The organism is Streptomyces sp. NPDC051172, from assembly GCF_040682555.1.
GTDB lineage: Bacteria > Actinomycetota > Actinomycetes > Streptomycetales > Streptomycetaceae > Streptomyces.
Genome location: NZ_JBFBBE010000013.1, coordinates 94,446 through 119,913 on the forward strand (window position 1 = coordinate 94,446; position 25,468 = coordinate 119,913).

Sequence of the window (25,468 nt, forward strand, 5' to 3'; positions counted from 1 at the left end):
GCTCATCCGCGCCGGTGGAGCGTGACGTCCACGAGCAGTGCGCGGTGGTCGGTGTCGGTCAGGGCCAGGAAGTGGGCGCTGCTCGTCGAGAAGTCCCGGGAGATGAGTACGTGGTCGATCTGGGTGCCGAAGGTCGGGGCCGTGCGGGCGGGCCAGGTGGGTGTGCGGGCGTGGCCCGCGAGGCGGGCGGCGTCGCGCAGGCCGGTGTCGAGGATGCGGCGGAAGGCGGCGTGGTCCTGGGAGGCGTTGAAGTCGCCGGCCAGGATCATGGGCGTACGGGCGGCGGCGGCAGCGTCCCGCAGCCGTCCGAGCTCCCTGCGCCAGAGGTCGACCTGGCCGGGCAGCGGCGGCATGGGGTGGGCCAGTTGGAGCCGTACGGCATGTCCGCGCACATCGGCGACGGCACCGGGCATGCCCATGGTCCCGGTCACGCCCGACGTGCCCTTGAGCGGATAGCGGCTGAGGATGATCGAGCCGTGGCTGCCGCCGGCCGCCACGGCCTGCCGGTACGGGTAGTCGGCGCCGAAGTCCCGCTTCAGCCGGGCCTGGCAGGTGTACTCGCACTCCTCCACGAACACGAGGTCCGGCTTGTGGCGCCGGATCTCGGGGACGAGGGAGCCCGTCCCGCGCCCGAACTCGACGTTCGAGGTCAGCACCTTGAACTCGGCGACGGGGACGCCGCCGGGCTCGTCGGTCTTCCCGTACGGCTCGATGAACCACGCCAGCAGGCCGAGGACGGCGAGCGCCCAGGCCATGCCGAGGCGCCGGCGGCCGAGCAGCGCGAGGAGCAGGGCCAGCCCGGCGGGGGCGAGAAGCCAGGGCAGGAAGGCGAGGACCTGGGGGACCGGGGTGAAGCCGTCGCTGTCGGCGGCCCGGCAGCCGACGACCACGCTCACCGCGGCCAGCAGCAGCCCCGCGCACCACGACGCGAAACGCCGCCCGGCCCGCCGTACCGGCTCGCCCTCGCGCGCAGCCGTCCACTCGGCAGCCGCAGTGTCCAAGTCCGGGCCCTCCGCTCACGAGTGGGATGCCCGAATCATCCCCCGGCGGAGTCGACGCGCGCCAGGAAACTCTCCAGCGCCGCGTTGAACTCCTTCGGCCGCTCCAGGTTCGGCATGTGGGCCGTGCCCTCGATGACGTGGAGGATCGAGTCGGGGAGTGCCGCGTGCATCGCCTCGGCGTCGGCGACCGGGGTGTAGGTGTCGTCGGCGCCCACGACCACCAGGGCCGGGACCGTGACGGTGGTGAGCAGCTCGCGGTAGTCGGGGCGGGCGGCGCGGGCGCGCAGGGCGGCTGCGGCGGACTCGGGGCGGGTGGCCGTCATCATGCGGTGGACGTGGGCTTTGACCTCGGCGGAGGCGTACGGCGCGACCATCTTCTCCAGCACCTCGTCGGCGTATCCGCGCATGCCCTCCCGCAGCAGGCGGTCCGCCATGGCGTGCCGCACCTCGACGCCCTCGGGTGTCTCCGGCGCCGGGAAGGTGTCGGCGAGGACCAGGCCGCGCACGCGGCCGGGGAACTGCCGGTAGAAGTCCATGACGATCTGGCCGCCCATGGAGAGCCCGGCGAGCACGCACGACTCCACGCCCAGCTCGTCCAGCAGTGCCGCGAGGTCCTGTGCGAACTGCTCGAAGCGCGTGACCTGCGGAGATGCGGGGGCGGCGCCGTAGCCGCGCAGGTCGGGGGCGATCATCCGGCGGGAACCGGAGAACGCCTCCAGCTGCGGGCTCCACATCGTGTGGTCGAACGGGTGGCCGTGGACGAGGACCAGCGGGATCGGCATGGCTTCGACCCTAGGGCGGGCCAACTTCTCAGTGCAATAAGATCTTTGCCCTCGGTGCAATGCCGGGAACGGCAACAACAGGGGGCCCAGTGGACGCGTACCGGCGGATAGCCGACCGCATAGCCGACGACATCGCCGCCGGACGGCTCCGGCCGGGCGAACGGCTGCCTCCGCAGCGGAAGTTCGCCCGTCGGCACGGGATCGCGGCCTCCACGGCGGAGCGGGCGTACGGCGAGCTGGTGCGGCGGGGCCTGGTCGTCGGCGAGGTCGGCCGGGGCACCTTCGTACGGGCCGCCCGGACCGGACCCGCCGGGCGGGCGCTCACCGAACCGGCGACCGCCGCCCCGGTGAACATGGAGCTCAACTACCCTTCCGCGCCCGGCCAGTCGAAGCTGCTCGCCCCCGCCCTCGCGCCGATGCTGCGGCCCGACGTCCTCACCGAGGCCCTGCGCCCGGCCCCCGCCGCCGGGACCGCGCAGGCCCGCGAGGCGGTGGCGGCCCTGCTCACCACCCCCGGCTGGCGCCCGGCCCCCGACCGGCTGCTCTTCACCGGCAACGCCCGCCAGGCCGTCGCCGCCGCCCTCGCCTCCCTCGTCCGGCCGGGCGGCCGGGTGGGGGTCGAGGAGCTGACGTATCCGCTGGTCAAGGAGATCGCGGGCCGGCTGGGCGTCCGGCTGGTCGCGCTGGCCACGGATGAGGGCGGGCTGCGTCCGGAGTCGGTCGCGGCCGCGCACCGGGCCGCTCCCCTGTCGGCGCTGTACGTCCAGCCGACCCTGCACAACCCGACGTCCGTGACGACGGGTGAGACACGGCGGCGCCAACTCGCCGAGGTCGTCACCGACTTGGACGTCCCCGTCGTGGAGGACCGCATCTGGTCCTTCCTCGCCGACCCGGGCGAGGCCCTCGACCCGCTCGCCGCATACGCCCCTCGCCTCACCCATGTCGTCGACGGCCTCTCCAAGCGGGTCGCGCCCGGGCTCACGGCCGGTTTTCTCGTCGTACCGGCGCATCGGGTGGAGGCGGTGGCGGCGGCCGTGCGGTCCGGGGGGTGGAGTGCCGGACGGTTCGCGCTGGAGGCGGGTGTGCGGTGGATCGGGGACGGGACGGTGGAGCGGCTGGTGGCGGCCAAGCGGGAGGATGCGGCGGGCAGGCAGCGGCTGGTTGCCGAGCAGCTGGAGGGGTTTCGGGTGCGGTGTGATCCGCGGGCGTATTTCGCCTGGTGGGAACTGCCGGCGCCGTGGCGCGCGGATACTTTCACGGCCGCGGCCGCCGCGCACGGGGTCGCCGTCACGCCGGGGACCGCCTTTGTGGTCGACCCCAAACGGACCCCGGATGCGGTCAGGCTTGGTCTGGCGTCTGCTGCTTTGCCTGATCTGGAGCGGGCGCTGCAGGTGCTTGCCGGCCTGGCTCTAAGGGCTCCGCTGTAGGTCCGATTCGTCTGCGGGTGCGTTGTGGCTGGTCGCGCCCCCCGGCGGAGCCGCAGATCGATGCTGCCCCGGGCCCCTCTGGGGCGCGGTCGAGCTGCTCCGGAAGCGGCCCATGAGCCAAGCCGCCAGGGCGACCGTCAGGCCCAGAGTGATCAGGAGCCAGCACGCCTGGCGGAGGGTTGCCGTCAGGGCGTCGTAGACGGCGGCCGCGGCCGGCTGCTGGGTCTCGTCGGGGAGGTCGGCGAGGGTGAGGTGGCGGCCGACGGTGACGGCGAGGGCGAGCAGGGCACCGCCGAGTGCCGTGCCGAGGGCCGTCGCGGTGACCGCGCGGCGGCGGCAGGCGGCGACGGAGATCCCGGTCACGGCGAAGACGACGGCCGCCACGGGCAGCCAGAAACCGGCGACTTCCAGCACGTGGAATCCCTTCCGCAGGCGGTCCAGTTCCTGGGCCGGGAGCACCGCCACCTCGGTGTGCTCGACCGGGATACGGTTCGCCAACGGGACGTGTTCCACGGCGAGTTGACGCTTGACCTGGGCGGTGAGGGGGGCGAGGTCGACGGTGACGTCGCGGTCGCTCTCGTCGTGCAGGGCGCGCAGCACCGCGTCGTGGACCGCCCGGTTCCCGGAGTCCCAGGCCAGCCGGAAGGCCTCGGTACCGGTGAAGGAGTGCACCGCGTCGTGCACGAAGGGGCGCACGGTGCCCCGCAGCCGCCGTACGTCCCCCCGGTCGTCGACCTGCGCCATGATCCCGGCGCCGACGGTGTCCGCGACCGCGTCCCGCACGGCGGGGTCCCCGGCCAGCGGCGCCATCGCCGTGACGTAGCGGCTGGTGTCGGTCAGGTCGTACGCCGCCCAGGCCGCGAGCGTGCCGCACGGCGCGAGCAGACACGCGAGGGCGATCAGTGCCGCCGACAGGGCGTGCCGCAGACGCTCGGGTCGCTTGGGGGCCACTGCTCCAGACAACGGCCCGGGGGCGGGGCGCGCGAGCGGGGCGCCCCCATATGGGTTCCGTCCGGTGCGCCGCACGCCGGAGCCGGTCCGGCGGATCAGCCCGGCGTCGCGTGCAGCCGGCCCGATCCGCCGGGAAAGCCCTCGTGCCGGTCAGCGGATCCGGTTTCCGACGGCGTCCTCGCGCGTGTAGTAGCGGTAGAAGAACACCAGGAAGATGCCCGCCGTGACGACCACGCCCAGGGCCACCGAGCGGTAGACCGACTCTCCGGTCTGGCTGTAGAGGAAGGCGACCGCGGCGCCCGCGAAGCCGGACTTCACCAGTGAGTGCAGTTCACGCTTGAGCAGCGGTGCGAACGTCGCGACGGCGATGCACAGCACGATGAACACGGCCGCCGTGACGAAGCCGAACAGGATGTTCCAGCCGGTGACGGGGCCGCCGTCGCGCCGGTTGGCCGCGGCCCAGAAGCCGTAGACGAGCCCGAGGGCCACGGGGATGCCGTACCGCGCCAGGGTGTGGACCCGCTCGTCGAAGAGGTCGGGTGTGCGAGTGGGCCGGGCCGCGCGGTTCAGCCTGACCTTGCCCATCATTCCGCCGGACGTGGGTGCCGCGTGAGCCATGAGAGCACTCCTCTCTCTCCTCGCCCCTGCCTACCAGAGCACACCTGGAGACAGGGCCTGGCAAGTCGGTGGGCGGGGGCAGTTCCGGGGTGCGGTTCAGCCGGGCAGGGGCGAGGGACGTTTTTGCGCGATCTTGACCGGGATTGGATCTCCCTTTTCCACGGCTTGGCGGGTCCGCTACCGGGCGTTCCTAGACTCCGGGAAGCAACGCACGCGCTTGCAAACAATGGGGGACTCATGGGGGACGGCTTCCACGTCGACCCGGACATGCTGCTCAAGTACGCGGCACAGGCCGAGCAACACCTCGACGACCTGCCACGGGTGGCCTCCGCGCTCGCCCACATCACCGTGCCGGGCGGTGCGTTCGGCAAGCTGCCGGACTCCGACGAGCTGCATTCCGCCTATCTGGAACACGCGGCCGCCGCCGAGCACAACGTGCAGGACCTCGTCTCTGTGCTGGCGGACGTGGCCAAGGGGCTCCGGGACGTGGGCGGCCAGTATCTGAGCAACGAGTACGACCTCGGCCAGGGGATGGACGGCATCGGCGCATGAGCGACACGGCAGCCGCCTACGCCTGGACGAAGAACGAACCCGCGCCGCTCCCTCCGCTGGAGGATGTCGGGCCCAGCCAGGAACACGGCCTGGACGCCGGCATCGACGACCTCGTCCGGGGCGTCCTGGAGGCGACCGGCATGCTCGACGAGCTGGAGAAGGTCACCGGCATGCCGGCGCAGCTGCATGCCGCCGCGCAGAGCTGGCACGGCCAGGCGAAGGCGCTCCAGTCGCTGGCCGACACCCTGCGCCTGGGCGCCGCGAAGCTCCCCGAGCACTGGGAGGGGGACGCTTCGGAGTCCTTCGGTCGCGGCATGGGGGCGTACGTCGACGCCATCGACCGGACCGCCGAGGACATGGGCCGGACCGCGGAGATCCTCAACAGCGCCGCGAAGGAGTGCAAGCTCGCCGAGGACACCGTCGTGGCCATCATCCGCGAGGCGATCGAGATGATCGCCATGACGGTGGCCGCGGGACTCATCACCGACCTGCTGACGGCGGGCCTCGCCACCGCCGTGGACGCGCTCGCGGTGGACGCCGAGGTCGCCGTCTACGTGGAGCGGGTGGAGCAGGTCTCCTCGAAGCTCGGCACGGCCCTGCGGGACCTGATGAAGGCCGTGAAGGACATGCGGGCCGGGGAGGCGAAGTTCAAGGACGTGCTCAAGGCCGCCAAGGGCGTCCGCAAGATGTCCGGCTGGCGCGGCATGGGCGGTGAGGGCACGCACAAGGGTCTGGTGTGGGCCGCGCACCACGAAGGGATGAAGCAGCTCAAGGAGCATGTCTTCAAGCCCCTCTTCGGCGAGGTCCCCGGGCTCACCGGGGACCCGGCCGGGCCCGTCAAGGAGGCGGTCCACAGCGACACCGTGAAGGAGGCCCAGGCGCGGGACCGGCAGCTCGAACAGGATCAGCCCTACCGGGTGAACAAGCGCAGCATCGAAGAGGACTTCGGATGACAGAACGGGACGTGCGCCGTCAGGAGTACGCCGCCCGGTGCCTGCCCAGCGGTGAGCGGCTCCAGCGTGCCTACCTGGCCGGGCTGGATCCGCTGGCGCCGGAGCGGGTGCCGCGCCGCCACCGTCCGCCGCGTGCGCGGGGCGGGCTGCTCGCGGCGGTCGGTGTGCTGGCGACGCCGGTGCAGGAACTGGCCGACAAGCTGCACGAGTGGATGTGGCGCGGCTTCGGCGTCTGGCGGCTGGTACGCGGCCGGGTGTGGCAGGGCGGCTGGCAGAGCGACGCGGGCCGCTTCGTGATCGCCGTGCGGGCGGCCGACGGACGCGGACTCTACGAGAACGACAGCTTCCTGCTGACCTTCACCGACCGCAGAGTGCTGCTGCTCAGCTCTGCCTTGTCGCCTGAGCGCGAGGCCCCCGAACTCCTCGCGGAGTATCCGCGACAGGCGCTCGCCCTGCGCAGCGAGCCGCATCCCGCTCGCCACCGCAACCGCGTCGACCTCGCCTTCCCGGACGGCTCCTGGGTCGCGCTCGCGATCGGCAGCCGGGACCAGGTCGACGACGTACGACAGCACCTCGCGACAGGCAGCCCGGCGCCCGGTTTTCGGTCCTGAGACCCACCTTTGCACCCGCAGCGGTTACGGTGCTGCCGTAAGTGATCGACGGGGGAGGGGGAGGGAACGATGCCCGGAACCGTGCTGTTGCTCGCCGCATCCCCGGCGGGCAAGGGGTGCTTGGTGGACGCGGCGTCCGTGCTTCCCGTCCTCGCGGCCGTCCCGCCCGCCGTCCTGTCCGGCACGGACACCGCGAACGTCGTCGAGCTTGCCGACCCGCTGGAACCGCAGGCCGTGCTCACCCGGTTGCGGGCCGCCGCGGGGGCCCCGGGGCCGCTCACCGTCTTCGTGACCGGGCAGCTGCAACTCGACCGCCGTCAGCGGCTGCCGCACCTGGCGCTGGCCCGTACGACGCCTGCGACGGTGCGCTACACCGGGCTGCCGTGGCACTGGATCCGGGAGGAACTGCGGCTGCGGGCGGCCGGTTCCACCACGCTGTTCCTTGATCTGCATGCGGACGCCGAGGCCTGGGAGTGGCTGCGGAGCGCTCCGCTCGACTGCGGGGCCAACAACGCCGTTTACGGCCGCGTAGCACCTCCGCCGTCGCGGCGGGCGGTGGCGGTACCCGCGTATATGAAGGCCGTGGCGACGATTTTGCGCAGTGGGCTGCGGCCTCCTGCGGAGCAGTTGCATCAGCAGGCCTTGGCCCGGGTGGGCGTGGAGGGCCATGCGGACCTGGTGCTGGGCGCGCCCAGCGTGGGTGGTCCCGTACCTGGGGGCTTCGCCCCCAGACCCCCGTATCGGCCTGAACGGCCTCGTCCTCAACCGCCGGACGGGCTGAGTGATGCCGACCGGCGGCAGCACAGTGAGGCCGCCGATCCCCACTCCGCCATCTCCGCCGCCGTCCAAGCAGGCCGCCACTCCGAGGCCTACGCCCTCGCCGCCCGCTACGAGCAGGCCGCCGTACACGCGTACGGGTCCGGGTCCGAGGAGGCGTTGCACTGGGCCGAGGTGCGGGCGGATCTGGCGATGTTCGCCGGGGATCCGGTGCGCAGCTGCCGGACCTGGCTCGGGGTGGCCGGCGCGCGGCTGGCGGCGGGGCAGGCGGCGGACGCGCCCGCCGTGGAGGCGGCCGTGGACCGGGCGCATCACCAGTGGGGGCAGGTCCGGGACGCGGCCGCGGCGCGGGAACTGGGGGCGTCGCTCGCCGAGTTGCGCTCGCGGGTGCCGGGGCGCAAGCAGGGTGCGCTGGACCATGTGCAGCGGCAGTTGCGGCAGTTGCAGACCCAGGGCTGACCAGGCCCTACATCTCGGCGGTGGCGAACAGCTCCAGGTGTCCGCACTTGGGGCAGCGGTACGCCTCTATCTGCCGCCGGGGCCGGCCCATCCGCTTGGCGCCCCCGAAGGGCCCCCGCTCCAACGCGCCCTCGATCCAGCGCGCGTAACCTCGCGCGCCCTGGCCTTCGTCCTCGATGAAGCCGTCCATCAGGCCGAGGGTGCCGCAATAGGTGCACTTGTAGTTGTTCACGCGGCGAGTGTAGGAGCGCGATCACCACGTGAAACACGCGAGCTAGGTGAGATACGCGAGCGCGCCCGACACCAGCGTCCGTACGCCCGGTGTGACCGTCGACAGATCCGGTGCGAAGTGCGGGCTGTGGTTGCTCGGGACCGCGAGGAACTTCTCCATCAGGTCGGTGCCGGGCGCCGCGTCCCACACGGCGCCCGGCGTGGTCGTGACGAACCAGTAGGAGTACGGGACCCCGCCGTGCGCCAGGTGCGGGAAGTCCTCGCTGCCCATCACCGGGCCGAAGTCCAGCACCGTCCCGGCCCCGAGCACCTCCTCGTGCACGGCGGCGATCCGTCGGTCGGTGTCGGCGTCGTTCGTGGTGACCGGGAAGGTCGCGCCCACCGTGACCTCCGGCTCCCGCGGGCAGCCGGCGGCCAGCGCCTCGCCCGCCGCGATGCGCCGGATGGCCGCGATCATCCGCTCGCGCACCTCGTCGGACTGGGTGCGCAGGGTCAGGGCGATGCGCGCCTCGGACGGGATGATGTTGTGCCGGGTGCCGCCCTCGATGCGACCGACGGTCAGTACGGCGGACTCGCGGGCTGCGATCTCCCGGGAGACGACCGTCTGGAGGCGGGTGACGAGGTAGGCGGCGGTGACGACGGGGTCGACCGTCGTCTCGGGGCGGGAGCCGTGGCCGCCGCGGCCGTGCAGGACGATGTCGATGTCCGTCGACGCCGACATGATCAGGCCCGGTGAGTGGGCGTAGAAGCCGACGGGGCCGGGCGCCGCGTGCTGGCCGAGCAGGACGTCCGGGCGCGGGAAGCGCTCGTACAGGCCGTCCGAGATCATCCCCTGGGCGCCCTGGCCGGTCTCCTCGGCGGGCTGCCCCACCACCAGCAGGGTGCCGGACCAGGTGTCGCGCCCGGCGGCCAGCGCCGCGGCCGCGCCCGCCAGCCAGGTCACATGCAGGTCGTGCCCGCAGGCGTGCATCACGCCGGGTGTGGCGGAGGCGTACGGCAGGCCCGTCTCCTCCTGCACCGGCAGCGCGTCCATGTCGGCGCGCAGCAGGACCGTCGGGCCCTCGCCGTTGCGCAGGACGCCTGCGACTCCGGTGCCGCCGACGCCCTCGGCGGTCTCGTAACCCGCCTTGGTGAGCCGCTCGGCCAGCTTGGCGGCCGTGCGGTGCTCCTGGAGCGACAGTTCGGGGTGGCGGTGCAGGTCCCGGTAGAAGTCCTCCAGGTCGCGGACCGGGAGATCGGCGGTGAGGTCCAGCGCGGTGCGGGCGGCGGGAGACGGCATGGGGGCAGCGTAGGCCCCGCCGGGCCCCGGCGGGGCGGGGTGCCCGACATCGCGGCGGCCCGTGCACGCAGTGCGGCCGCCGACGCGAAGGGGGGAGTGTGCGTCGGCGGCCGCGGGCGGGGGGTGCCCGGTGAAGAGCCTGGCAGGCGGAGAGTTGATCGGCACCTCTGTTCATGGGGGCAATCAATTCCGCGGGCCCGTCGTCCGTCGGTCGGGTGCCGGTCAGGCGTACGGGTCGAAGGCGATGCCGCTCGGCTTGGCCTTGTTCAGGTGGTCGGCGAACCTCGAGTCCTGGAGCGGGAAGTTGGCGCTGCCCCAGTCGGAGGCGTTCAGCTTGTCGCGCAGGCCGGACGCCAGGTCGGACCAGCTGAGCAGGTTCTCCTGGTGCCAGGCCCCGGTGTCGTTCTCCGCAGTCTCGCCCCACTTGGCGAAGCGGAAGGCGTGGGTGGACGCGCCGTCCTTGTGGTAGACGGCCTCGACGCGCTGCCCGCTCATCGGGACGTCGGCGATCGGGTGGGTGCTGAAACCGCCGTGCCGGGAGGCGGACAGATACGCCGGGGTGGACGCCCCGTCCTGGACCCAGACGACCATGCACTCCCAGTCGTGGCGGTGGCCTGTGCCCGGGGAGGCCTCGTCCTTCTCGAAGTAGCCGGCGTAGATGATCCCGCACCAGCCGTTGTTGCACTTGGACCGCGAGTAGGTGTCGGCGTGCCCGAGGTGGCCGGAGCGGCACTCGCCGGTGACGGACCCGGTGGGCTTCAGGCCGCCGTTGAGGCTGCCGCTCGGGTCGATCGCGGCGGCCGGGTAGCAGCTGTCCTTGTCGTAGTCGTAGACCGGCTCGAAGTTCTTCTCGTACGAGGTCGCGTTCTCGGGCAGGTTCTGCAGCACACCTGCAGAGGCGCTGCCCGCCAGGGCGAGGGTGAGTGCGGCGGCGCTGCCGGTGACGGCGGCGGCCCTGGCGAGGCGGCGGGACCTGGCGCTGCCGGCTGCTGGGGACATGGGGGCTCCAGTCGACGGTCCGTTCGTTCCGGACATGACATTCGGATGCGGGACGAAGACTGGTGCAGGTCGAGAGTTCAATGGAAGGGCTTTCCATCAAACTCGAGGCGGCCTTTCACCGAACTGATCAACGCCGGACAGGGCGCGGTCGCCGACCGAACGGGAGGTTCGGGGCGAAGTCGTACGACGGGCCCGGCGGCGCTCGGAGATGACAGCGCGGACACGGCGATCACCGCGACCAGGGCGGACGAGACGAACGCCGACAGGCCGAGATGGCGAAGGACGCTGGCGTACACGGGCTGTTGTTCTCCTCGGTCGTGCTCTGTCGTGGCCTCGCTGAAGTGGGGACCGGCCGATGCCATGACCGAGGTTCGCAACCGGAACGTTGATCGGCACGTCGCTCTTGTCACGGCAATCAATTGAGGTGAACCGGTTCCTCGTCATTTGTCCGGACGTTAGGTTGTCGTCTCTCCGGGCGCATACGAAAGCCCTACGAGAGCCGCACGACAGCCGCCAGTGGTACAGAGGGGAGCGCGCCATGGGACGACCCGAAAGACCCGTGGATCCCGAGGCCGGTCCCGTCCAACGCCTCGCGCATCAACTGCGCGAGCTGCGCAGGGCCGCAGGCAACCCCTCGTACCGGGCGATGGCCCGGACCGCCGGGTTCTCCGCGACGACGCTGTCGCAGGCCGCGGCCGGAGAGCGCTTGCCCTCGCTCGCCGCCGTCCGCGGGTACGCGTGCGCATGCGGGGCGGATCCCGCGGAGTGGGAGGACCGCTGGAAGGCGGCCGAGGCCGAGGCGGCGGGGACGGCGCGCGAGGAGGACCGGGAGGTGCCGGCGCCGTACCGGGGTCTCACCCGGTTCGAACCGGACGACCGGCAGCTCTTCTTCGGCCGGGACCGGCTGGTCGACGAGCTGAACCGGCTGGTGTGCGACCACCGGTTCGCGGTGCTGTTCGGGGCTTCGGGCAGTGGCAAGTCGTCGCTGCTCAGGGCCGGTCTGATCCCGCGGCTCAGGGACGAGATCGCGGATCGAGGCCGGCCGGCGGTACTGCGCGTCCTCACTCCCGGAGACCGGCCCGCGCAGACCTACGGCCATCTGCTCACGCCCGCCGAGGGCGACCCCGAGAGCTGGGTGGTGGTCGACCAGTTCGAGGAGGTCTTCACCCTGTGCCGGGACCGCGCCGAGCGCGCCCGCTTCCTCGACCTGCTGCTCGCCGCCCGCGACCCGGACCGCCGGCTGAAGGTCCTCATCGCCGTACGCGCCGACTTCTACGCCCGGTGCGCCGAGCACCGCGACCTGGCGGACGCCCTGTCCGGCGCCGGACTCCTGGTCGGCCCGATGACCGCCGACGAACTGCGGGACGCGGTGGTCAGACCGGCGCAGGCGGTCGGGTATCGGGTGGAGCGGGAACTGACCGCGAAGATCGTCGAGGAGGTCCTGGACCAGCCCGGCGGCCTGCCGATGCTCTCGCACGCCCTGCTGGAGACCTGGCGCCGGCGCAAGGGCCGGATGCTGACCCTGGCCGCGTACGAGGCGGCCGGCGGGGTGCGCGGCGCGATCGCGGCGAGCACCGAGGAGGTGTACGGGCAGCTCACCCCACCGCAGCGGGGCGCCGCCCGCCACCTGCTGCTGCGCATGATCGAGCCGGGTCGCGGCACCGCCGACACCCGCCGCCCCCTCACCCGCTCCGAACTGGACGAGTGGGCCGACCCCGACGTCCCCGTGGTGGTGGAACGGCTGGCCCGGGCGCGGCTGCTGACCGCCGACGAGGAGGGCGTCCACCTCGCCCACGAGGCACTGATCACCTGCTGGCCGCGGCTGCAGGACTGGATCGAGCAGGACCGCGAGCGGCTGCTGAGGCACCGGGCGCTGACCGAGGACGCCCGCACCTGGCTGGAGCACGACCGCGACCCCGGCGCCCTGTACCGGGGCAGCCGGCTCGAACGCGCCGAGGAGCACTTCCCGGATCCCGCGCAGGAGCCTTCGCTGACCGCGACGGAGCGGGAGTTCCTGACCGCCGCGTGCACGGCCCGCGACACGGAACGCCTGGCCGCCGCCCGCTCCACCCGTAGGGCCCGCGCCGTGGTCGGCGTGCTCTCGGCCGTCCTCGCCATCGCCCTGGTCGCCGGCCTGTCCGCCTGGACGCAGAGCCGGGACAACGAGCGTCGGCGCACCGAGGACGCGGCCCGCCGGATCGCCTCCGTGTCGGACGGTCTGCGGACGACCGACCCGCACACCGCCCAGCTGCTCGGCGTCGCCGCCTGGCGCATGGCCCGCCTGCCGGAGACCCGCGGGGCGCTGCTGGGCGCGCTCGGGCAGGCGGAGGCGGACACCTTCAGCGACCCGGCGACGGGTGACGGGGTCGCGCGCCACCTGACGGATTCCGGCCGTACGCTGCTCAGCGTCGTCGGCCGCACCTGGCGCACCTGGGACGTGGCACACCACCGGCGCATCGCCTCCGGACGGCTGCCCGCGGGCGGCACCGTGCAGGCGGCGAGCCCCGACGGACGGCTGCTGGCGGTCGCCCAGGACCACGGGGTACGGCTGTGGGACACGACCGCCCGGCGATGGCGCGCCGACCGGCTGGCGGCGCATGCCGTCGTCGATTTCAGCGGCGGCGACTACGTCGTGACCGACATGGACGACTCCACGGTCCAGCTGCGCTCGGCCGCGGACGGCAGCCTGCGGTACCGGACGCAGGCGGCGGACTCGAACGTGGTCGCGGTGAGCGCCGACGGCCGGCTGCTCGCGGTCTGCCCCCTCGGCGGCAGGTCACCGCAGGTACGGGACCTGAGCAGCGGGCGCACCGTGCACGGGCAGTGGGAGCAGGAGAGCGGAGCCTGCGGTGAGGACCGGTCGGCCCTGGTCCTGGGCGGCGGCGAGCGAAGTGCGAGGGGCCTCTCCCCGGCCGAAGGCGCAGGGAGGCTCGCCGCGGTGACCTCGACGGGGGTCCGCGTCTGGGACCTGGGGTCCGGGAAACGGCTGGCCGACCTGGCGGACACCGGGGTGAAGTCCCTCTCCTTCACCAAGGACGGCAGACTCCTGGCGACCGTCGACGGCCAGGAGGTCAGGGTGTGGCGGCCGGAGGCCGACGCCCCGCTCTTCCGGCGCTCCCTGAACAACCAGCACCTGTACGGCTCTCTGGCCTGGGACGACAAGCAGTCCGTGCTGCGCTATCTGGAGGGCGGCACCGTGCACTCGCTGTGGATCCCGGCCGCCGTCACCACCGACTGGCAGGACACCCCGCAGGACAACGTGCTGCTCAGCCCCGACGGACGCACCCTCGCCACCGCCGAACGCACCGGCTCCCACTACACCGTCCGGCTCCGCGCCACCGCCGACGGCCGGCTGCTGCACACCCTGCCCGCCCCGCCCGTCCCCGTCTCCCGCGGCCCCTCCTCCCCGGTGGTCCCTGAGTACACGTTCTCCCTGCTGGCCTTCTCTCCCGACAGCAGGACGCTGGCGTACACCGTCGCGGCCCCCGGCAGCGAGGTCTCCACGCAGCGCCTCACGGTCTGGGACCTCACCGGGCGCCGGGTCCGTACGACGCTCGACCTCGCGACCGGGACATCGGCCGGTGCGGTGGTGACCATCGCCCTGGGCCGGGACGCCCGCACGCTCTACGCCGCCCGCACACCCGGCGTCGGCACCCGCACCGACGAGATCTGGGACCTGGTGCGCCACCGCCGGACGGCTGTCCTCAGGTCGCTGTCCAGCACCCACCTGGCCGTCGACCGCGACGGCAGCGTCCTGGCCGGTGACAACCGCGTCGCCACCCTGCCCGCCGGCCGCGTCACGGGCCGGAACCTGGTCCAGGGCGAGGACATCGGCGCACTCGCCTTCGCCGCGGACGGCTCGCTGCTGGCCGCGGGCGACCAGACGGGCCGGGTGGCGCTGTGGGACCGCAAGGTGCGACAGCGGTCGGGGATCCTGCCCAGTGTCTTCGCCACCCTCCCCGAGAACATCGGCGACGCCGTCTTCGGCGACACCTCGGAGGCGGTCAGCGCCCTCGCGGTCAGCCCCGACGGCGGGACACTCGCGGTCGGCGGCGAGGCGGGCAGCCTCCAGCTGTGGGACATCGCCACCCAGCAGCCGCTGGGCTCCCCCCTGACGACGTCCGGCGAGCAGATCGACACGGTCGCCTTCAGCGCCGACGGCCGCACGGTGTACGCGGGCAGCGCCCACGTCCCACTGCAGCGGTACCCCATCGATCCGGCGCGGGCGGTGGAGACGGTGTGCGCGCGAACGGGCGGGAACGGCCTGACCCGGGCCCAGTGGCGGACGTATCTGCCGGGCGTGGCATACCGGAAGGTGTGCGGGCAGTGAAATCCGGTGACCGAGGGCCGGCGTTCCACTGGGCCCCGTTGACCGCTAACCCCGGTGGTGGACCTGCTGCACCTGGTCGGCCGGCCTCGCGTCGGCCGCCTTGGCCGGGCCCGCGTTGGCTGCCAGGACCAGGGCGGCCACTGCGGCGACGGCTGCTGCGAACCCTCGGGCGTAACGCTCGGAGATGTGTCGGAGCACGGCAACCTCTCAACAGCGTCTCAACAGTGTTGTATTAAACGTGCTTAAGACGCCGTTTAACGTAGAGGTCGACGGGGGCCAACGGCAAGAGGTTCAGGGGGAGTTGTCGTGTCGGACCGTGACGATCCGGTGACCATCGGTCGCAGAGTCCAGCAGTTGCGGTCCGAACGCGGGCTCACCCAACGGCAGTTGGCGGAGCCCGCCTACACCCCCGCCTACATCTCCACCCTGGAGGCCGGCCGGGTCCGTCCCTCCGCAGAGGCGCTCAGGCACATCGCCGAGCGCCTCGGGATCGCCTACGACGAGCTGGTCACCGGCCGTCCGGCCCGTCTCGCCACCGACCTGCGCCTCGGGCTGACCGAGGCACAGCGCACGCTCGCCGGCGGCGAGGCCGGGCAGGCGGCCGAGCAGTACGCCGGGCTGCTCGCCGAGGCCGAGCGCCACGAACTCGTCGACGTCCAGGCGGTCGCCCTGCTGGGCCTCGGCGAGTGCGCGCTGGACACCGGAGAGCTGGAGGCCGCCCGGCAGTACTTCGAGCGCTCCGAGCGCGCACTCGCCGACGTACCGCTGCCCGCCCGGATACCCGCCCTGCGCGGGAGGGCCGTCTCCCACTACCTGGCCGGTGAACTCCGTTACGCCGTCTACCTGCTGGAGTCCGCCCTCGACGAGCTGAACCGCAGCGGACTGCACGATCCCGATGCGCTGCTCCTCCTCTACGCCAGTGTCATCGGCCCCTACATGGACATGGGCGCCCAGGCCCGCGCCGCCCAGGCCGCCGAGTTCGCGCTCGCCCTCGCCCCGCGCTCCGGAGACCCCGCGCTCGTCGCCCGTATGCACCGCTCGGTGGCCCGCACCCTGCTCGCCGAGGGCCGTATCGCCGAGGCCGACGCCTCCCTGGCCAAGGCCGCCGAGCTGTACCGCACCCTCCAGATCCGCACCGAACTCGCCAACTGCCACTGGATGCGCGGCTACGTGTACGCCCAGAACGGCGAACTCGACCGCGCCGAGAGCGAGTTGAGGCAGGCCCTCGACATGCTCTCCGCGGGGCGCGCCGCCCTCTACAGCAGCCAGGTCGCCGTCGAGCTCGCCGACGTACTGCACCGGCGCGGCAAGTCCGACGAGGCCGCGGCCCTTCTGCAGAACCTGCTCAGCGACGCTCTCGGCCCCGAGCGCGGCGCCCTGCACTCCGCCGCGGCCCACCGGCTGCTCGGCATCATCGCCGAGGACGCCGGTGACACGGAGGCCGCCGAGGAGCACTACGTCCGCGCCCTGAGCATGCTGGAGCGGGCGGGCGCGGCCGGAGACCTGGCCGACCTGTGCCGGCTGCTCGGCGATCTGCTGCGCCGCACCGGGCGGGTGGAGGCGGCCCTGGACGCGTACCGCACGGGCCTCGGCCACCGTACGGCCCCCGGCACCACCACCCTCGGCCCCGCACCCGCACAGCCTCCTCTGTGACCCCGGCCAGGGGGTGCCTTGCCTGCTCGGCGGGCCGACGGCGTTTCACCAGCTGGGGCAGGGGTAGTCGGGCAGCGCCCCCAGATGCAGGCCCCGCTGCGATCGGAGGAGGCGATGGCCGTGGACGCGGTAAGGGCCGTCGACGTGATCGCCGAAGTGGTGCGCGATGCCAGGCCCGGGGAGACGCCTGGCCGGTTGTGCGCGGTGGCGGTGAAGCTGCTGCCGGTCGTCGGCGCGAGCGTGTCGCTGCGCGGCAGCGGACTGCCCATCCGGCTCGCCGCGAGCAACTCCCTGGCCGCGTTTCTCGCTGAGGCCCAGACCACCCTCGGTGACGGCCCGTGGCTGTACGCCTACCGCGACGGTGCCCCCGTACTCGCCTGCGACCTGACCGCCGGCCGGGACCTGCACCGCTGGCCGGTGTTCGCCCGGCAGGCGGCGGCCGTCGGCGTCCGGGCCGTGTACTCGATGCCGCTGGGCAGCGACGACGGCCTGACCGTGGGCACGCTCGACCTCTACCGCGACACCCCGGGCGGCCTGACCGAGGAGGAGCTGCGCCGTGCGCAGCTCGTGGCCGCCGTCATGACGCTGGCCCTCACGGCCCTGCCGCGGGAGGAGAGCGGCAGCGGCGGCGAGGAGGCCTGGCTGGGCGGTCTGGCCACCGAACACGACGAGGTCTACCAGGCCATCGGCATGGTCATGGCGCAGCTCGGCGTCGACGCCGAGGAGGCCTCGGCCCGGCTGCGCGCCCGCGCCTTCGCGCAGGGCCGCACCGCCCTCGAAGTGGCGCACGACGTGGTCTCGCACCGGGAGCGACTGGACGGCGACTGAGCGACCCCGGGACCCCCGGGACCCCCGGGAACTATGATCACGGAATGGACCTTTTCGACAGCCGGATTCCCCGTCTGGAAAAACGAGTTGCCCGGATCGAGCACAAACTCGACCTCATCCTCGCCCACTTGGGGCTGACCGAGCCGGAACCGTGGTCGGACGAGGTGAACGCGCTGGTTCGGGACGGCAGGAAGATCCAGGCGATCAAGGTGTACCGGGAGGCGACGGGGGCGGGTCTGAAGGAGGCCAAGGAGGCCGTGGACAAGCTCGGTTAGACCTCGGCCATCGGCCGGGCGCCGGTCACACGCGCAGCCGCGGCTGCTTCCTGACATCGGCCAGCCGCTGCGCACCCACCTGTACGAAGGCCTTCGTGGTGTCGGCGGACACGTCGCCCGTCCCGCCGTGGGACAGGGCGATCGTGTCCTCGCCGACGCGGACCACGGCGACGTCGAGGGTGAGCAGGGTCTGTTCGCCGGTCGCCGTCGCACCGGTGATCGTGACCCGCAGCCCCTGCCGTTCGTCGCCGACCACCGGCAGTACGGCCTCGTCGACGCGGACGTTCTGGAGGGCGCCGCGCTCGGTCACCGCCGTGAACCTGGCGCAGGTCTTCGGCAAGGTCCGCATCCACGCCAGTGTCCGGGCCACGGCGGCGCGCTCCAGCGACAGCACCTGGTACCGCAGCTGCGTCTGGTCCATGGCGTCGTCGAGCCCGACCACGGCCCGTGTCCCGGTGGCGTCCGCACCGAACAGGTCGTCCGTGTACAGCGCCTCCAGGAGCTTGCGGCACTCGGGCACGTCGGCGTGGCTCTTGAGCACCCCGTCCCGCCAGGTCGCAGCCCCCTGCGTCGGGGCCCACGGCGCACCCAGATCCGCCTGGGTCACCAGCGCGGCCTGAGCCTGCGCCTCGGTGAGGGGCGGGGGCGCGGCGGGGGCGGACGGCTTCACACTGTGCACGGCACTGTGCGAAGCCGTGGGCGACTGCTCCTTCGCCCCCGGCTCCGGGCCCCCACCCACGATGAGGCCGCACGCACTCACGCTCACCATCGCCCCCGCGGACATCACGGCGGCGACGAGGACACGGGACGGGGTGCGGGTCATCGGACGCCTCCTGGCCACCTCAAGATCGGTACGTCTCCAAGGGACCACCGCACAGGACACCCCACCAGCGCGCCGGGCCGTCCGGGTTACGCGCCGCGTAAAAACCGTTCGCCCCCGTCCCCGCCCCCGCGTTACCGTCCTCCCATGCAGCGCGACCGGTCGTTCCTCACGATGACGCCGGAGAGTGTCCCGGCGCGCTGATCCATGGACTGGATGTCCGAAGCCCCGGGGCGAGTGCCCCGGGGCTTCGTCGTGGGTCGCTCGCCCTCCCCCGTCGCGAGGAGAGAGACCATGTACGACCACCGTCGGCTCGGCCGTGAGTTGGAGCTGTTCGACACCGACCCGCTGATGGGCGCGGGGCTGCCGTACTGGCTGCCCGACGGCGCGGTCGTGCGGCACGCCCTGGAGGAGTACATCCGCGACCAGGAACGCGCGGCCGGCTACCGCCACGTGTACTCGCCCGTCCTCGGCAAGCGTGAGCTGTACGAGATCTCGGGGCACTGGAACCACTACAGCGACGACATGTTCCCGCCGATGGATCTGGGCGGTGAGGAGGTCGTCATGCGGCCGAGCCTGTGCCCCCATCACGCCCTCATCTACCGGTCCCGGTCGCACAGCTACCGCGAACTACCGCTCCGAATCGCCGAGTTGGGCGGCATGTACCGGTCCGAGCTGTCCGGGGTGCTCGGCGGCCTGACCCGCGTACGGTCCATCCAGCTCAACGACGCCCATATCTTCTGCACCCTGGAGCAGGCGGTCGGCGAGGCCCGCGATGCGCTGGAGCTGATCGGCCGCGCCTACGCCGACCTCGGCATCCGCGCATCCCGCCACCGGCTGTCCCTGCCGGGAGAGGGCGGCAAGTACGTCGCCGATCCGGAGCTGTGGAAGCGGGCCACCGGGTTGCTGGAGGAGGTGCTGGCGGGCGCCGGTGTCGCGTACGAGGCGGCGGAGGGCGAGGCCGCCTTCTACGGGCCCAAGATCGACGTCCAGGTCGTCGACTCCGCCGGCCGCGAGGCCACCCTCTCCACCGTCCAGATCGACTTCCACCAGCCCGAACGCTTCGATCTGCACTACATCGGCGCCGACGGCGCGAAGCACCGGCCGGTCATGGTCCACCGCAGCATCATCGGCAGCGTGGAGCGCGCGGTGGCGCAGATGATCGAGCAGCACGGCGGGGCCTTCCCGGCCTGGGTCGCACCCGTCCAGCTCGTCGTGCTGCCGGTGTCGCAGGCCCAGGAGAACCAGGCACACGACGTCGTACGACGGGCCGAGGCACGCGGGCTGCGCGCCGAGTTCGCCGGTCCCGAGCAGGGCAGCCTCGGCGCCCGCGTCCGGGCGGCGCGCCTGGTGCCGTACCAGGCGGTGATCGGCGAACGGGAGGCCGAAGGCGACCTGGCGGCCCTACGGCTGCGGGACGGCCGGCGTCCCGGGGCAGTCCCGGTGGAACGGCTGCTGGAACGGATCGGGGCGTGCGTCGACACCCGTGGCGCCGAACTGTGGGCGGCTGCGTAAGGTCACTCTCATAGCCCATGGCGCGAAGCCCGTGTCGTAGGAACGTGAGTCGTCGTAGTGAGAGGAGCACGGCCGTGACCGGTCAGCCCATCCCGGTGATCATCGACTGCGACACGGGTGTCGACGACGCCCTGGCCCTGCTGTTCGCCGTCCGCCACCCGGGGATCGACCTGCGTGCGGTCACCTGCGTCGCCGGCAACACGGACGTGGACGGCGTCGTCCGCAACACCCTCACCGTGCTGGAGCAGGCCGGCGCACCCGACATCCCCGTCGGCCGCGGAGCCGAGCGCCCGCTGATCGAGCCGGCGCGCTCGGCACGGCATGTGCACGGCTCCGACGGCATGGGCGACCTCGGGTTGCCCGCGCCCGCCCGCACCCCCGCCGACGTGGACGCCGTCACCCTGCTGCGCCGCGAGATCCTCGCCTCGCCGCGCCCGGTCACCCTCGTCCCCACCGCGCCCCTGACGAACATCGCCCTGCTGCTGCGCACCCACCCCGACGTCACTCGCAACATCGAGCGGATCGTGTTCATGGGCGGCGCGGCGGCCACCGGGAACGCCACGGCGGTGGCCGAGTTCAACGTCTGGCACGACCCGGAGGCGGCCGCCGTCCTGCTCACCGCCGGGGTGCCGATCACGATGTACGGCCTGGACGTCTTCACGCAGGTCGTCGTCCCCGGCGCCGATGTGCACCGGCTGCGCGCGAGCACCGAGCCCGGCACCCGGCTGGCCGGCGAACTCCTGGCCCACCGTCCGGCGCACCAGGGCGAGGCCCCGGAGGCGGAGGAGGCGGGCGGCCTCGGCGACGCGGGCGCGGTCTGCACGGTCGTCGACCCCGCGGGCATCGTCAGCCGTCTCCTCCCGGTCGAGGTCGCCCTCGCCCCGGGACCGACCCGCGGCCAGACGATCGTCGACCGCCGCCCCCGCCCCGGAGAGTCCGAGATCCACGAGGGCGTCCGCCGACAGGCGCTGGTGGACGTGGCACTTGAGGTCGACGTCGAGCGCTTCGTGAAGCTGTACCTGGAGACGGTGGAGCGTTAGCTGTACTGCCCTGCGAGGTCGGGGACGCGGGGCCACGGGGGTGTCGCTCACCCGCGCGTGCGGGGTGCCGCTCTCTTCGGGCCGGGAGCCGCACTCAGCGGCCCGATTGCCCGCAGCTCACCTTCCGTCCCGGACCTGGATACGGCGGCACGAACGCCCCGGAGCGGGGGTCTCCGGGGCGTTCGTCTCGGGAGTGGCTATCGAGGTGGCCGCCGGGCTGTCCGGCGGGGGCGGATCAGGAGCGGGCCGTGCGGCGGCGCCTGGTCATGACGACGATCGCACCGCCGGCGGCCAGGAGTGCCGCGGCGCCGCCGGCGATGAGGCCGGAGTTGCCGCCGCCGCCGGTCTCCGCGAGGCCGCCGCCGCTCGGGGCGGCCGCGGGGACCGTGGTCGACGCGGAGGCGACCGGGGTGTCGGTCGCGCCCGGCGCCGACTCGGAGGCGCTCGGGGCCGGGGTGGGGCTCTCGGCCGGCGTCGAGGGCTGCCCGGACGCCGGGGTCGAGGCCGGCGGGCTGGACGGCGGCTGCGACTCGGTGCTCGTGCAGTCCTTCGTGCCGCCGTTCCAGGAAGCGATCAGCTTGTCCTTGATGACCGGGTGGTCGGGGCCCTTGGGCAGATCGCCGTGGACGAAGCCGTCCTTCGCGTCGGTCCTGCCGTCGAACTTCACGGCGCCCCGGTAGAGGTCGATCTGCGCGAAGCAGCCCGCGTCCGGCACCGCGATGTCGAGGGAGTCGGTCTGCCCCTGCCTGACCGTCACCGAGTCGAAGTCGGCGAAGACCTGCTCGCCGGAGGTGGCGAAGGACGGGCCGTGCGCGAGGTAGGAGGCCAGGGAGGCCGTGCAGGTCGTGGCGTCGCCCGCGGTACGGACCCTGATGTGGACCTTGCCGTCGTCGGTGGGCTTCAGGGTCTGGTCGTCGACCTTGACCGAGTCGTAGAAGCTGCTGCCGTCCAGCGAGAACTGGCAGCGGTCCGTCTCCGTCCTGGTGCCGGCACCGGTGCCGGGCCGGTAGCCGTCGGCATGCTTCCAGCCGTCACCGCCGGGCGTGCCGGTGGCCCAGGCGCCCGAGGCCGCGGCGACGGTGGCGGCGCACAGGGCGAGCGAGGCGGCGCCCGTTCCCAGGAGGCGTCGCGCGGTGACACGTCTGGCCATGGACATGCAGGTCCCCATCTCGGCGTGTGCAGTCCCGGGCGCGGCGGCGCAGGGCAGCATGCCGCGCCCGGCCGCACCGGGGGTGAATGGTCTGAGGAACACCGGGCCCATTGGTCACATGCGCCACAGTGCGATCACATCGTGGATCTCTTGGCGGAACGCTGTCAACCTGCGGTAACCGGCGAGTAGTTCAATCGTCCATCACGATTTCGCCACAGATGGAACAGGCGGCTCCACTACCGTGGAGCCGCCCGATTCTCACCGCACGGTCGGGCTCGGGGCGGCGTTCTGGCCGGTCGAGGACTCGCCGGGCAGGACCGGCGGCTGGGTGGTGCTGTCCACCGGCGGGGTGAGGACGACCTCCGGCTGACCCGCGACCGGAGGCGGCGGAGTCAGGTCCGTGGCGGGCAGCTTCGGCGGGGTCGTCTCCTGGAAGAGGACCTGGTCGAAGTTGACCAGACCGGTCTGCTCCATGACCGTGATGTGGTCCAGGACCGTCGCGTTGGCCTGGTCGGCCAGGACGCGCACCACCGTGTTCTTGGTCGTCGAGCGGATCTTCGCGATCACGTTGAAGATCGAACCGTGCGTCACGCGCAAGATGTTGGCGAAGTCCGTGTCGAACTGCTTGCCCTGGTCCGCGGCGAGCGTGTTGACGAAGCCGACCTGCTGGGGGCTGGCCACGTTGGGGATCGTGATGTTCAGCATCGTGCTGATCTTGCGGCAGCTGGCGTCCAGCGCGGCGTGCCCGTCGATGAGGTGCTTGCTCGCGGTGATCACCGCCTGGCTCTGCCCCTTCTTCAGGCCCATCTGGCCCACGGGGTACTCCCACAGTCCGGCAGCGCGCACCTTGACCACGAAGTCCCGGTCGGCCTCCGTCAGCGGCCCCCACTGGGTCTGAGCGATGACTCTCGAACCGTCGCTCGACACCGTGTTGACTCCGAGCATCGCGGGATAGGCGAGCGCGGCCAGGGTCAGACTGAGGGCCCCGCCCACGAAGAGAGTTCCCGTCGCATTCCGCGAAAAGCGCACCGTGCCTCCTGCCCGGTCGGCGGTTCCCGCCGGTGGACGGCGGGAGTCGGACGGAGAGGAGTACGGATGGGGTTCGGCCGCGGAACCTTTTGGTTTGGTAAAATCCGGCGGGTGTGAGGCAGGTAACGGCCCGTGGACCCCGGCCGGTTGACGGAATGTTGACCATTTCACGGGAGAGACAAGGCGAACACCGGACCTAAATTCGCCCCATGCCCCCACAGCCCCGGAAAGCCCCGACGGCCCTTCCCGTCCTGCCCTACCGCAAGCCCACGAAGGGCCGCGACTACTGGGTCATCGACGACGTCCTGCCCGACGTGGACGCCGTACGGGAGCGCTGTCTCGCCAAGGACGACTGGGTCAAGGGATACCCGTACACCTCGGAGACCTGGCCGGGCCTGCGCACCATGCCGGGCCTGGAGCCCGCCGAACTCGCCCGCGTGGAACGCCTGGTGAAGAAGGCGACCGGCGCGAAGGAACTGTGGGTGCAGGAGGCGCCCGGTGGCGGCACCCTCAACCACAACTGCATCCAGGTCGTCGGCGAGGGCGAGAGCGAGCCGCGCCCGCACACCGACTCCCGTGCGCTGTGCCGCTACGCGGCGGTGCTGTACCTCAACCCCGGCGTCCCCAAGGACTGCGGGACCGCCTTCTACCGGCAGTCCCTGCCCGGCGGCCGGCTCGGCGGCAACGTCGTGCAGGCCCCGCACAACAACCTCGTCGAGGCCCTCGGAACGCGGTTCGTCCCGGGAGACCACTTCGAGGAGGACGTGCGCGTCCCGCACAAGTACAACCGTCTGCTTCTCTACAACGCCAACCTGGTGCACAGCGCGACGGGCTACTCCGGCAGCACGCTGGAGGAGAAGCGCATGACGGCGGTGTTCTTCTGGATGGCTTAGGGCCTGTCGTTCGGATCAGCTCGGCGTCGCGGGCCCTGGCACGCACTCCCCCACTGCCTCAAGGGCGTGGGGGACCCCCAGCCGCGTTGTCGTCACTCTCCCCCACTCTCGGCTTCGCTCGAGCGGGGGGACCCCCATGACCCCGCTCGGGGGAGCCGGGAAGCGCTGTTGGCTACGGCCGACCTGATCCCAACGACAGGCCCTAGCGGACGTACGGGTGCTCAGACGCGCCCCATGCCCCCGCTGCCGAAGGAGCCGCTGGAGCCCGGCAGCCAGCGTCGGCGGTGCTGGTCCTTGCCTGTCCTCGTTCCGGATGGGTGGAGCTCGTAGGGCATGAGTCGTTCCTTGCCCTCGGCGTGCGGCACCTCGTCGGGTTCCCGCATCTCGCGCATCTCCCGGACGGGGCCGCCGTCGGGGAGGTGGGGCTGCTCGTCCGGGTTGGGCCGCGGCAGTTCGCGGTCCCGGACCCTCATGCCGAACTGCACGGCCCAGATCAGTGCGCCGGCGATGATCAGGCCACCGGCAAAGGCGGCGATCACGTTGAGTACCTCACTCGACGTGGCCGCAACAACAAACGTCGCAGTACTCATGCCCTCATTATCGCCGAAAGGGGGCGATTGCGGAGGGTTTGTATTTCCGCAGCTCAGGAGCTCTTTCGGGGGCTGCGAAGCCGGGAGTGGGGGAGGCGGCCGTACCGGCTCACGTGCGAGGACTGCCCTCGTGCAGGCGCCGACCGACCCGGTCCGCGCGGAACGCGGCCCGCCGCCGGGGCCCGTATGGGAAAAGGGCCGAAGTGAGGTAGGTCTCTCGCGGGTTACGGATCGCTCAAGCCCTGGTGTCCGTGCGGTGAGCGCCGCACCATGGGCGCATGACACCGGCGCAGAGAGCCATGGACCAGCTGGCCGCGTGGCCCGACCTCAGCCCGTGCGAGGCCGGCTGCGGCACGGGCCGGGCGCTGCGTTCCGTACGCGACGAGATCGTGCACTTCCACTCCGAGCGGGACGTGGACCTGCACCTCACCACCCGCGCGATCCAGCGGCTCCACTACGACTTCGCCGAGTCGACCGCCATCCGCCTGGTGCCGGGCTCCCGCTGGGTCACCGTCCATCTCGACTGCGAGACCGACGTCGACCTGCTGCTCAGCCTGGTCAGCGTCGCCCTCAAGGCTCACTCCTCCCAACCGGGGCACCCGGCGCCGGCCCTGTGCAACTTCCACCGTGTGACGGTGCTGGCGCGCGACGAGGCCGATGGCGACGACGAGGCCGACGAGGTCGGATAGAAGCCGGGAGCAGGGC

At 72.5% G+C, this 25,468-nt stretch carries 25 protein-coding genes; 13 read left to right on the forward strand and 12 right to left on the reverse strand.

The features are described 5' to 3' along the window. Positions 1 to 2 precede the first annotated feature (2 nt). Together AB0N07_RS10670 and AB0N07_RS10675 are read right to left on the reverse strand one after the other, a co-directional pair. Positions 3 to 1,001 (reverse strand): endonuclease/exonuclease/phosphatase family protein, encoded by a 999-nt coding sequence (locus AB0N07_RS10670; protein WP_365833866.1) that lies wholly within the window; start codon positions 999 to 1,001, stop codon positions 3 to 5. 35 nt (positions 1,002 to 1,036) lie between these two features. Next, positions 1,037 to 1,783 (reverse strand): alpha/beta hydrolase, encoded by a 747-nt coding sequence (locus tag AB0N07_RS10675; RefSeq protein WP_365833867.1) that lies wholly within the window; start codon positions 1,781 to 1,783, stop codon positions 1,037 to 1,039. Between the two features lie 89 nt (positions 1,784 to 1,872). Between AB0N07_RS10675 and AB0N07_RS10680 the strand changes: the two genes are divergently transcribed. Then, positions 1,873 to 3,210, forward strand: coding sequence for a PLP-dependent aminotransferase family protein (locus AB0N07_RS10680; RefSeq protein WP_365833868.1), 1,338 nt, complete (start codon positions 1,873 to 1,875; stop codon positions 3,208 to 3,210). On the opposite strand, the gene AB0N07_RS10685 is transcribed toward AB0N07_RS10680, so the two are convergent. Together AB0N07_RS10685 and AB0N07_RS10690 are read right to left on the reverse strand one after the other, a co-directional pair. After that, positions 3,193 to 4,161, reverse strand: a complete 969-nt coding sequence (locus tag AB0N07_RS10685; protein ID WP_365833869.1) for a hypothetical protein — start codon at positions 4,159 to 4,161, stop codon at positions 3,193 to 3,195. The genes AB0N07_RS10680 and AB0N07_RS10685 overlap by 18 nt on opposite strands. Positions 4,162 to 4,311: 150 nt before the next feature. Further along, positions 4,312 to 4,779 carry a hypothetical protein gene (locus tag AB0N07_RS10690; protein ID WP_365833870.1) on the reverse strand — a complete coding sequence of 156 codons (468 nt, stop codon included), beginning with the start codon at positions 4,777 to 4,779 and terminating at the stop codon, positions 4,312 to 4,314. 237 nt (positions 4,780 to 5,016) lie between these two features. On the opposite strand from AB0N07_RS10690, the gene AB0N07_RS10695 reads away from it, so the two are divergent. From AB0N07_RS10695 to AB0N07_RS10710, 4 genes are all read left to right on the forward strand, one after another. Then, entirely contained in the window at positions 5,017 to 5,331 is a 315-nt protein-coding gene (locus tag AB0N07_RS10695) for a hypothetical protein (RefSeq protein WP_365833871.1), read from the forward strand. After that, a complete protein-coding gene (locus tag AB0N07_RS10700) occupies positions 5,328 to 6,284 on the forward strand; it encodes a PPE domain-containing protein (protein ID WP_365833872.1) in 957 nt (318 codons plus the stop codon). Before AB0N07_RS10695 ends, AB0N07_RS10700 begins: the two co-directional genes overlap by 4 nt. Beyond that, the gene (locus tag AB0N07_RS10705) at positions 6,281 to 6,895 is read left to right on the forward strand and encodes a hypothetical protein (RefSeq protein ID WP_365833873.1); all 615 of its coding nucleotides are present in this window, start codon (positions 6,281 to 6,283) and stop codon (positions 6,893 to 6,895) included. The genes AB0N07_RS10700 and AB0N07_RS10705 overlap by 4 nt, the downstream gene beginning before the upstream one ends. A 69-nt stretch (positions 6,896 to 6,964) precedes the next feature. Next, positions 6,965 to 8,131, forward strand: coding sequence for a hypothetical protein (locus AB0N07_RS10710; protein ID WP_365833874.1), 1,167 nt, complete (start codon positions 6,965 to 6,967; stop codon positions 8,129 to 8,131). 7 nt (positions 8,132 to 8,138) lie between these two features. Here AB0N07_RS10710 and AB0N07_RS10715 read toward each other — a convergent pair whose 3' ends face one another. From AB0N07_RS10715 to AB0N07_RS10725, 3 genes are all read right to left on the reverse strand, one after another. After that, complete coding sequence (locus AB0N07_RS10715) at positions 8,139 to 8,363, reverse strand: hypothetical protein (RefSeq protein ID WP_365833875.1); 225 nt, start codon at positions 8,361 to 8,363, stop codon at positions 8,139 to 8,141. 42 nt (positions 8,364 to 8,405) lie between these two features. Next, positions 8,406 to 9,641 carry an amidohydrolase gene (locus tag AB0N07_RS10720; RefSeq protein WP_365833876.1) on the reverse strand — a complete coding sequence of 412 codons (1,236 nt, stop codon included), beginning with the start codon at positions 9,639 to 9,641 and terminating at the stop codon, positions 8,406 to 8,408. Between the two features lie 222 nt (positions 9,642 to 9,863). Continuing rightward, the gene (locus AB0N07_RS10725; protein ID WP_365833877.1) at positions 9,864 to 10,640 is read right to left on the reverse strand and encodes an NPP1 family protein; all 777 of its coding nucleotides are present in this window, start codon (positions 10,638 to 10,640) and stop codon (positions 9,864 to 9,866) included. Between the two features lie 538 nt (positions 10,641 to 11,178). Between AB0N07_RS10725 and AB0N07_RS10730 the strand changes: the two genes are divergently transcribed. Beyond that, complete coding sequence (locus AB0N07_RS10730) at positions 11,179 to 14,970, forward strand: hypothetical protein (protein ID WP_365833878.1); 3,792 nt, start codon at positions 11,179 to 11,181, stop codon at positions 14,968 to 14,970. 45 nt (positions 14,971 to 15,015) lie between these two features. On the opposite strand, the gene AB0N07_RS10735 is transcribed toward AB0N07_RS10730, so the two are convergent. Continuing rightward, complete coding sequence (locus tag AB0N07_RS10735; protein WP_365833879.1) at positions 15,016 to 15,168, reverse strand: hypothetical protein; 153 nt, start codon at positions 15,166 to 15,168, stop codon at positions 15,016 to 15,018. A gap of 108 nt (positions 15,169 to 15,276) precedes the next feature. On the opposite strand from AB0N07_RS10735, the gene AB0N07_RS10740 reads away from it, so the two are divergent. From AB0N07_RS10740 to AB0N07_RS10750, 3 genes are all read left to right on the forward strand, one after another. Then, on the forward strand, positions 15,277 to 16,623 hold the full coding sequence (locus AB0N07_RS10740; protein ID WP_365833880.1) for a tetratricopeptide repeat protein: 1,347 nt from the start codon (positions 15,277 to 15,279) through the stop codon (positions 16,621 to 16,623). Positions 16,624 to 16,743: 120 nt separating this feature from the next. Next, positions 16,744 to 17,451: a GAF and ANTAR domain-containing protein gene (locus AB0N07_RS10745; protein WP_365833881.1), complete on the forward strand. Its 708-nt coding sequence runs from the start codon at positions 16,744 to 16,746 to the stop codon at positions 17,449 to 17,451. Between the two features lie 44 nt (positions 17,452 to 17,495). Further along, positions 17,496 to 17,726, forward strand: coding sequence for a ribosomal protein L7/L12 (locus AB0N07_RS10750; RefSeq protein ID WP_365833882.1), 231 nt, complete (start codon positions 17,496 to 17,498; stop codon positions 17,724 to 17,726). A 25-nt stretch (positions 17,727 to 17,751) separates the two neighbouring features. Here AB0N07_RS10750 and AB0N07_RS10755 read toward each other — a convergent pair whose 3' ends face one another. Beyond that, on the reverse strand, positions 17,752 to 18,549 hold the full coding sequence (locus tag AB0N07_RS10755) for a hypothetical protein (RefSeq protein ID WP_365833883.1): 798 nt from the start codon (positions 18,547 to 18,549) through the stop codon (positions 17,752 to 17,754). A gap of 291 nt (positions 18,550 to 18,840) precedes the next feature. Between AB0N07_RS10755 and thrS the strand changes: the two genes are divergently transcribed. Beyond that, positions 18,841 to 20,061 (forward strand): threonine--tRNA ligase, encoded by a 1,221-nt coding sequence (gene thrS, locus AB0N07_RS10760; RefSeq protein ID WP_365833884.1) that lies wholly within the window; start codon positions 18,841 to 18,843, stop codon positions 20,059 to 20,061. Between the two features lie 74 nt (positions 20,062 to 20,135). Next, positions 20,136 to 21,101 (forward strand): nucleoside hydrolase, encoded by a 966-nt coding sequence (locus AB0N07_RS10765; RefSeq protein WP_365833885.1) that lies wholly within the window; start codon positions 20,136 to 20,138, stop codon positions 21,099 to 21,101. Between the two features lie 235 nt (positions 21,102 to 21,336). Here the strand turns inward: AB0N07_RS10765 and AB0N07_RS10770 are convergent, their stop codons facing one another. Both AB0N07_RS10770 and AB0N07_RS10775 read right to left on the reverse strand, forming a co-directional pair. Further along, positions 21,337 to 22,257, reverse strand: coding sequence for an LAETG motif-containing sortase-dependent surface protein (locus AB0N07_RS10770; RefSeq protein ID WP_365833886.1), 921 nt, complete (start codon positions 22,255 to 22,257; stop codon positions 21,337 to 21,339). 252 nt (positions 22,258 to 22,509) lie between these two features. Beyond that, positions 22,510 to 23,244: a DUF4142 domain-containing protein gene (locus AB0N07_RS10775; RefSeq protein ID WP_365833923.1), complete on the reverse strand. Its 735-nt coding sequence runs from the start codon at positions 23,242 to 23,244 to the stop codon at positions 22,510 to 22,512. 245 nt (positions 23,245 to 23,489) lie between these two features. On the opposite strand from AB0N07_RS10775, the gene AB0N07_RS10780 reads away from it, so the two are divergent. Then, positions 23,490 to 24,173 (forward strand): DUF6445 family protein, encoded by a 684-nt coding sequence (locus AB0N07_RS10780; RefSeq protein ID WP_365833887.1) that lies wholly within the window; start codon positions 23,490 to 23,492, stop codon positions 24,171 to 24,173. Between the two features lie 221 nt (positions 24,174 to 24,394). Here the strand turns inward: AB0N07_RS10780 and AB0N07_RS10785 are convergent, their stop codons facing one another. Next, positions 24,395 to 24,763, reverse strand: a complete 369-nt coding sequence (locus AB0N07_RS10785; RefSeq protein WP_365833888.1) for a DUF6479 family protein — start codon at positions 24,761 to 24,763, stop codon at positions 24,395 to 24,397. A 278-nt stretch (positions 24,764 to 25,041) separates the two neighbouring features. On the opposite strand from AB0N07_RS10785, the gene AB0N07_RS10790 reads away from it, so the two are divergent. After that, the gene (locus AB0N07_RS10790; protein WP_365833889.1) at positions 25,042 to 25,452 is read left to right on the forward strand and encodes a luciferase family protein; all 411 of its coding nucleotides are present in this window, start codon (positions 25,042 to 25,044) and stop codon (positions 25,450 to 25,452) included. Positions 25,453 to 25,468 lie beyond the last annotated feature (16 nt).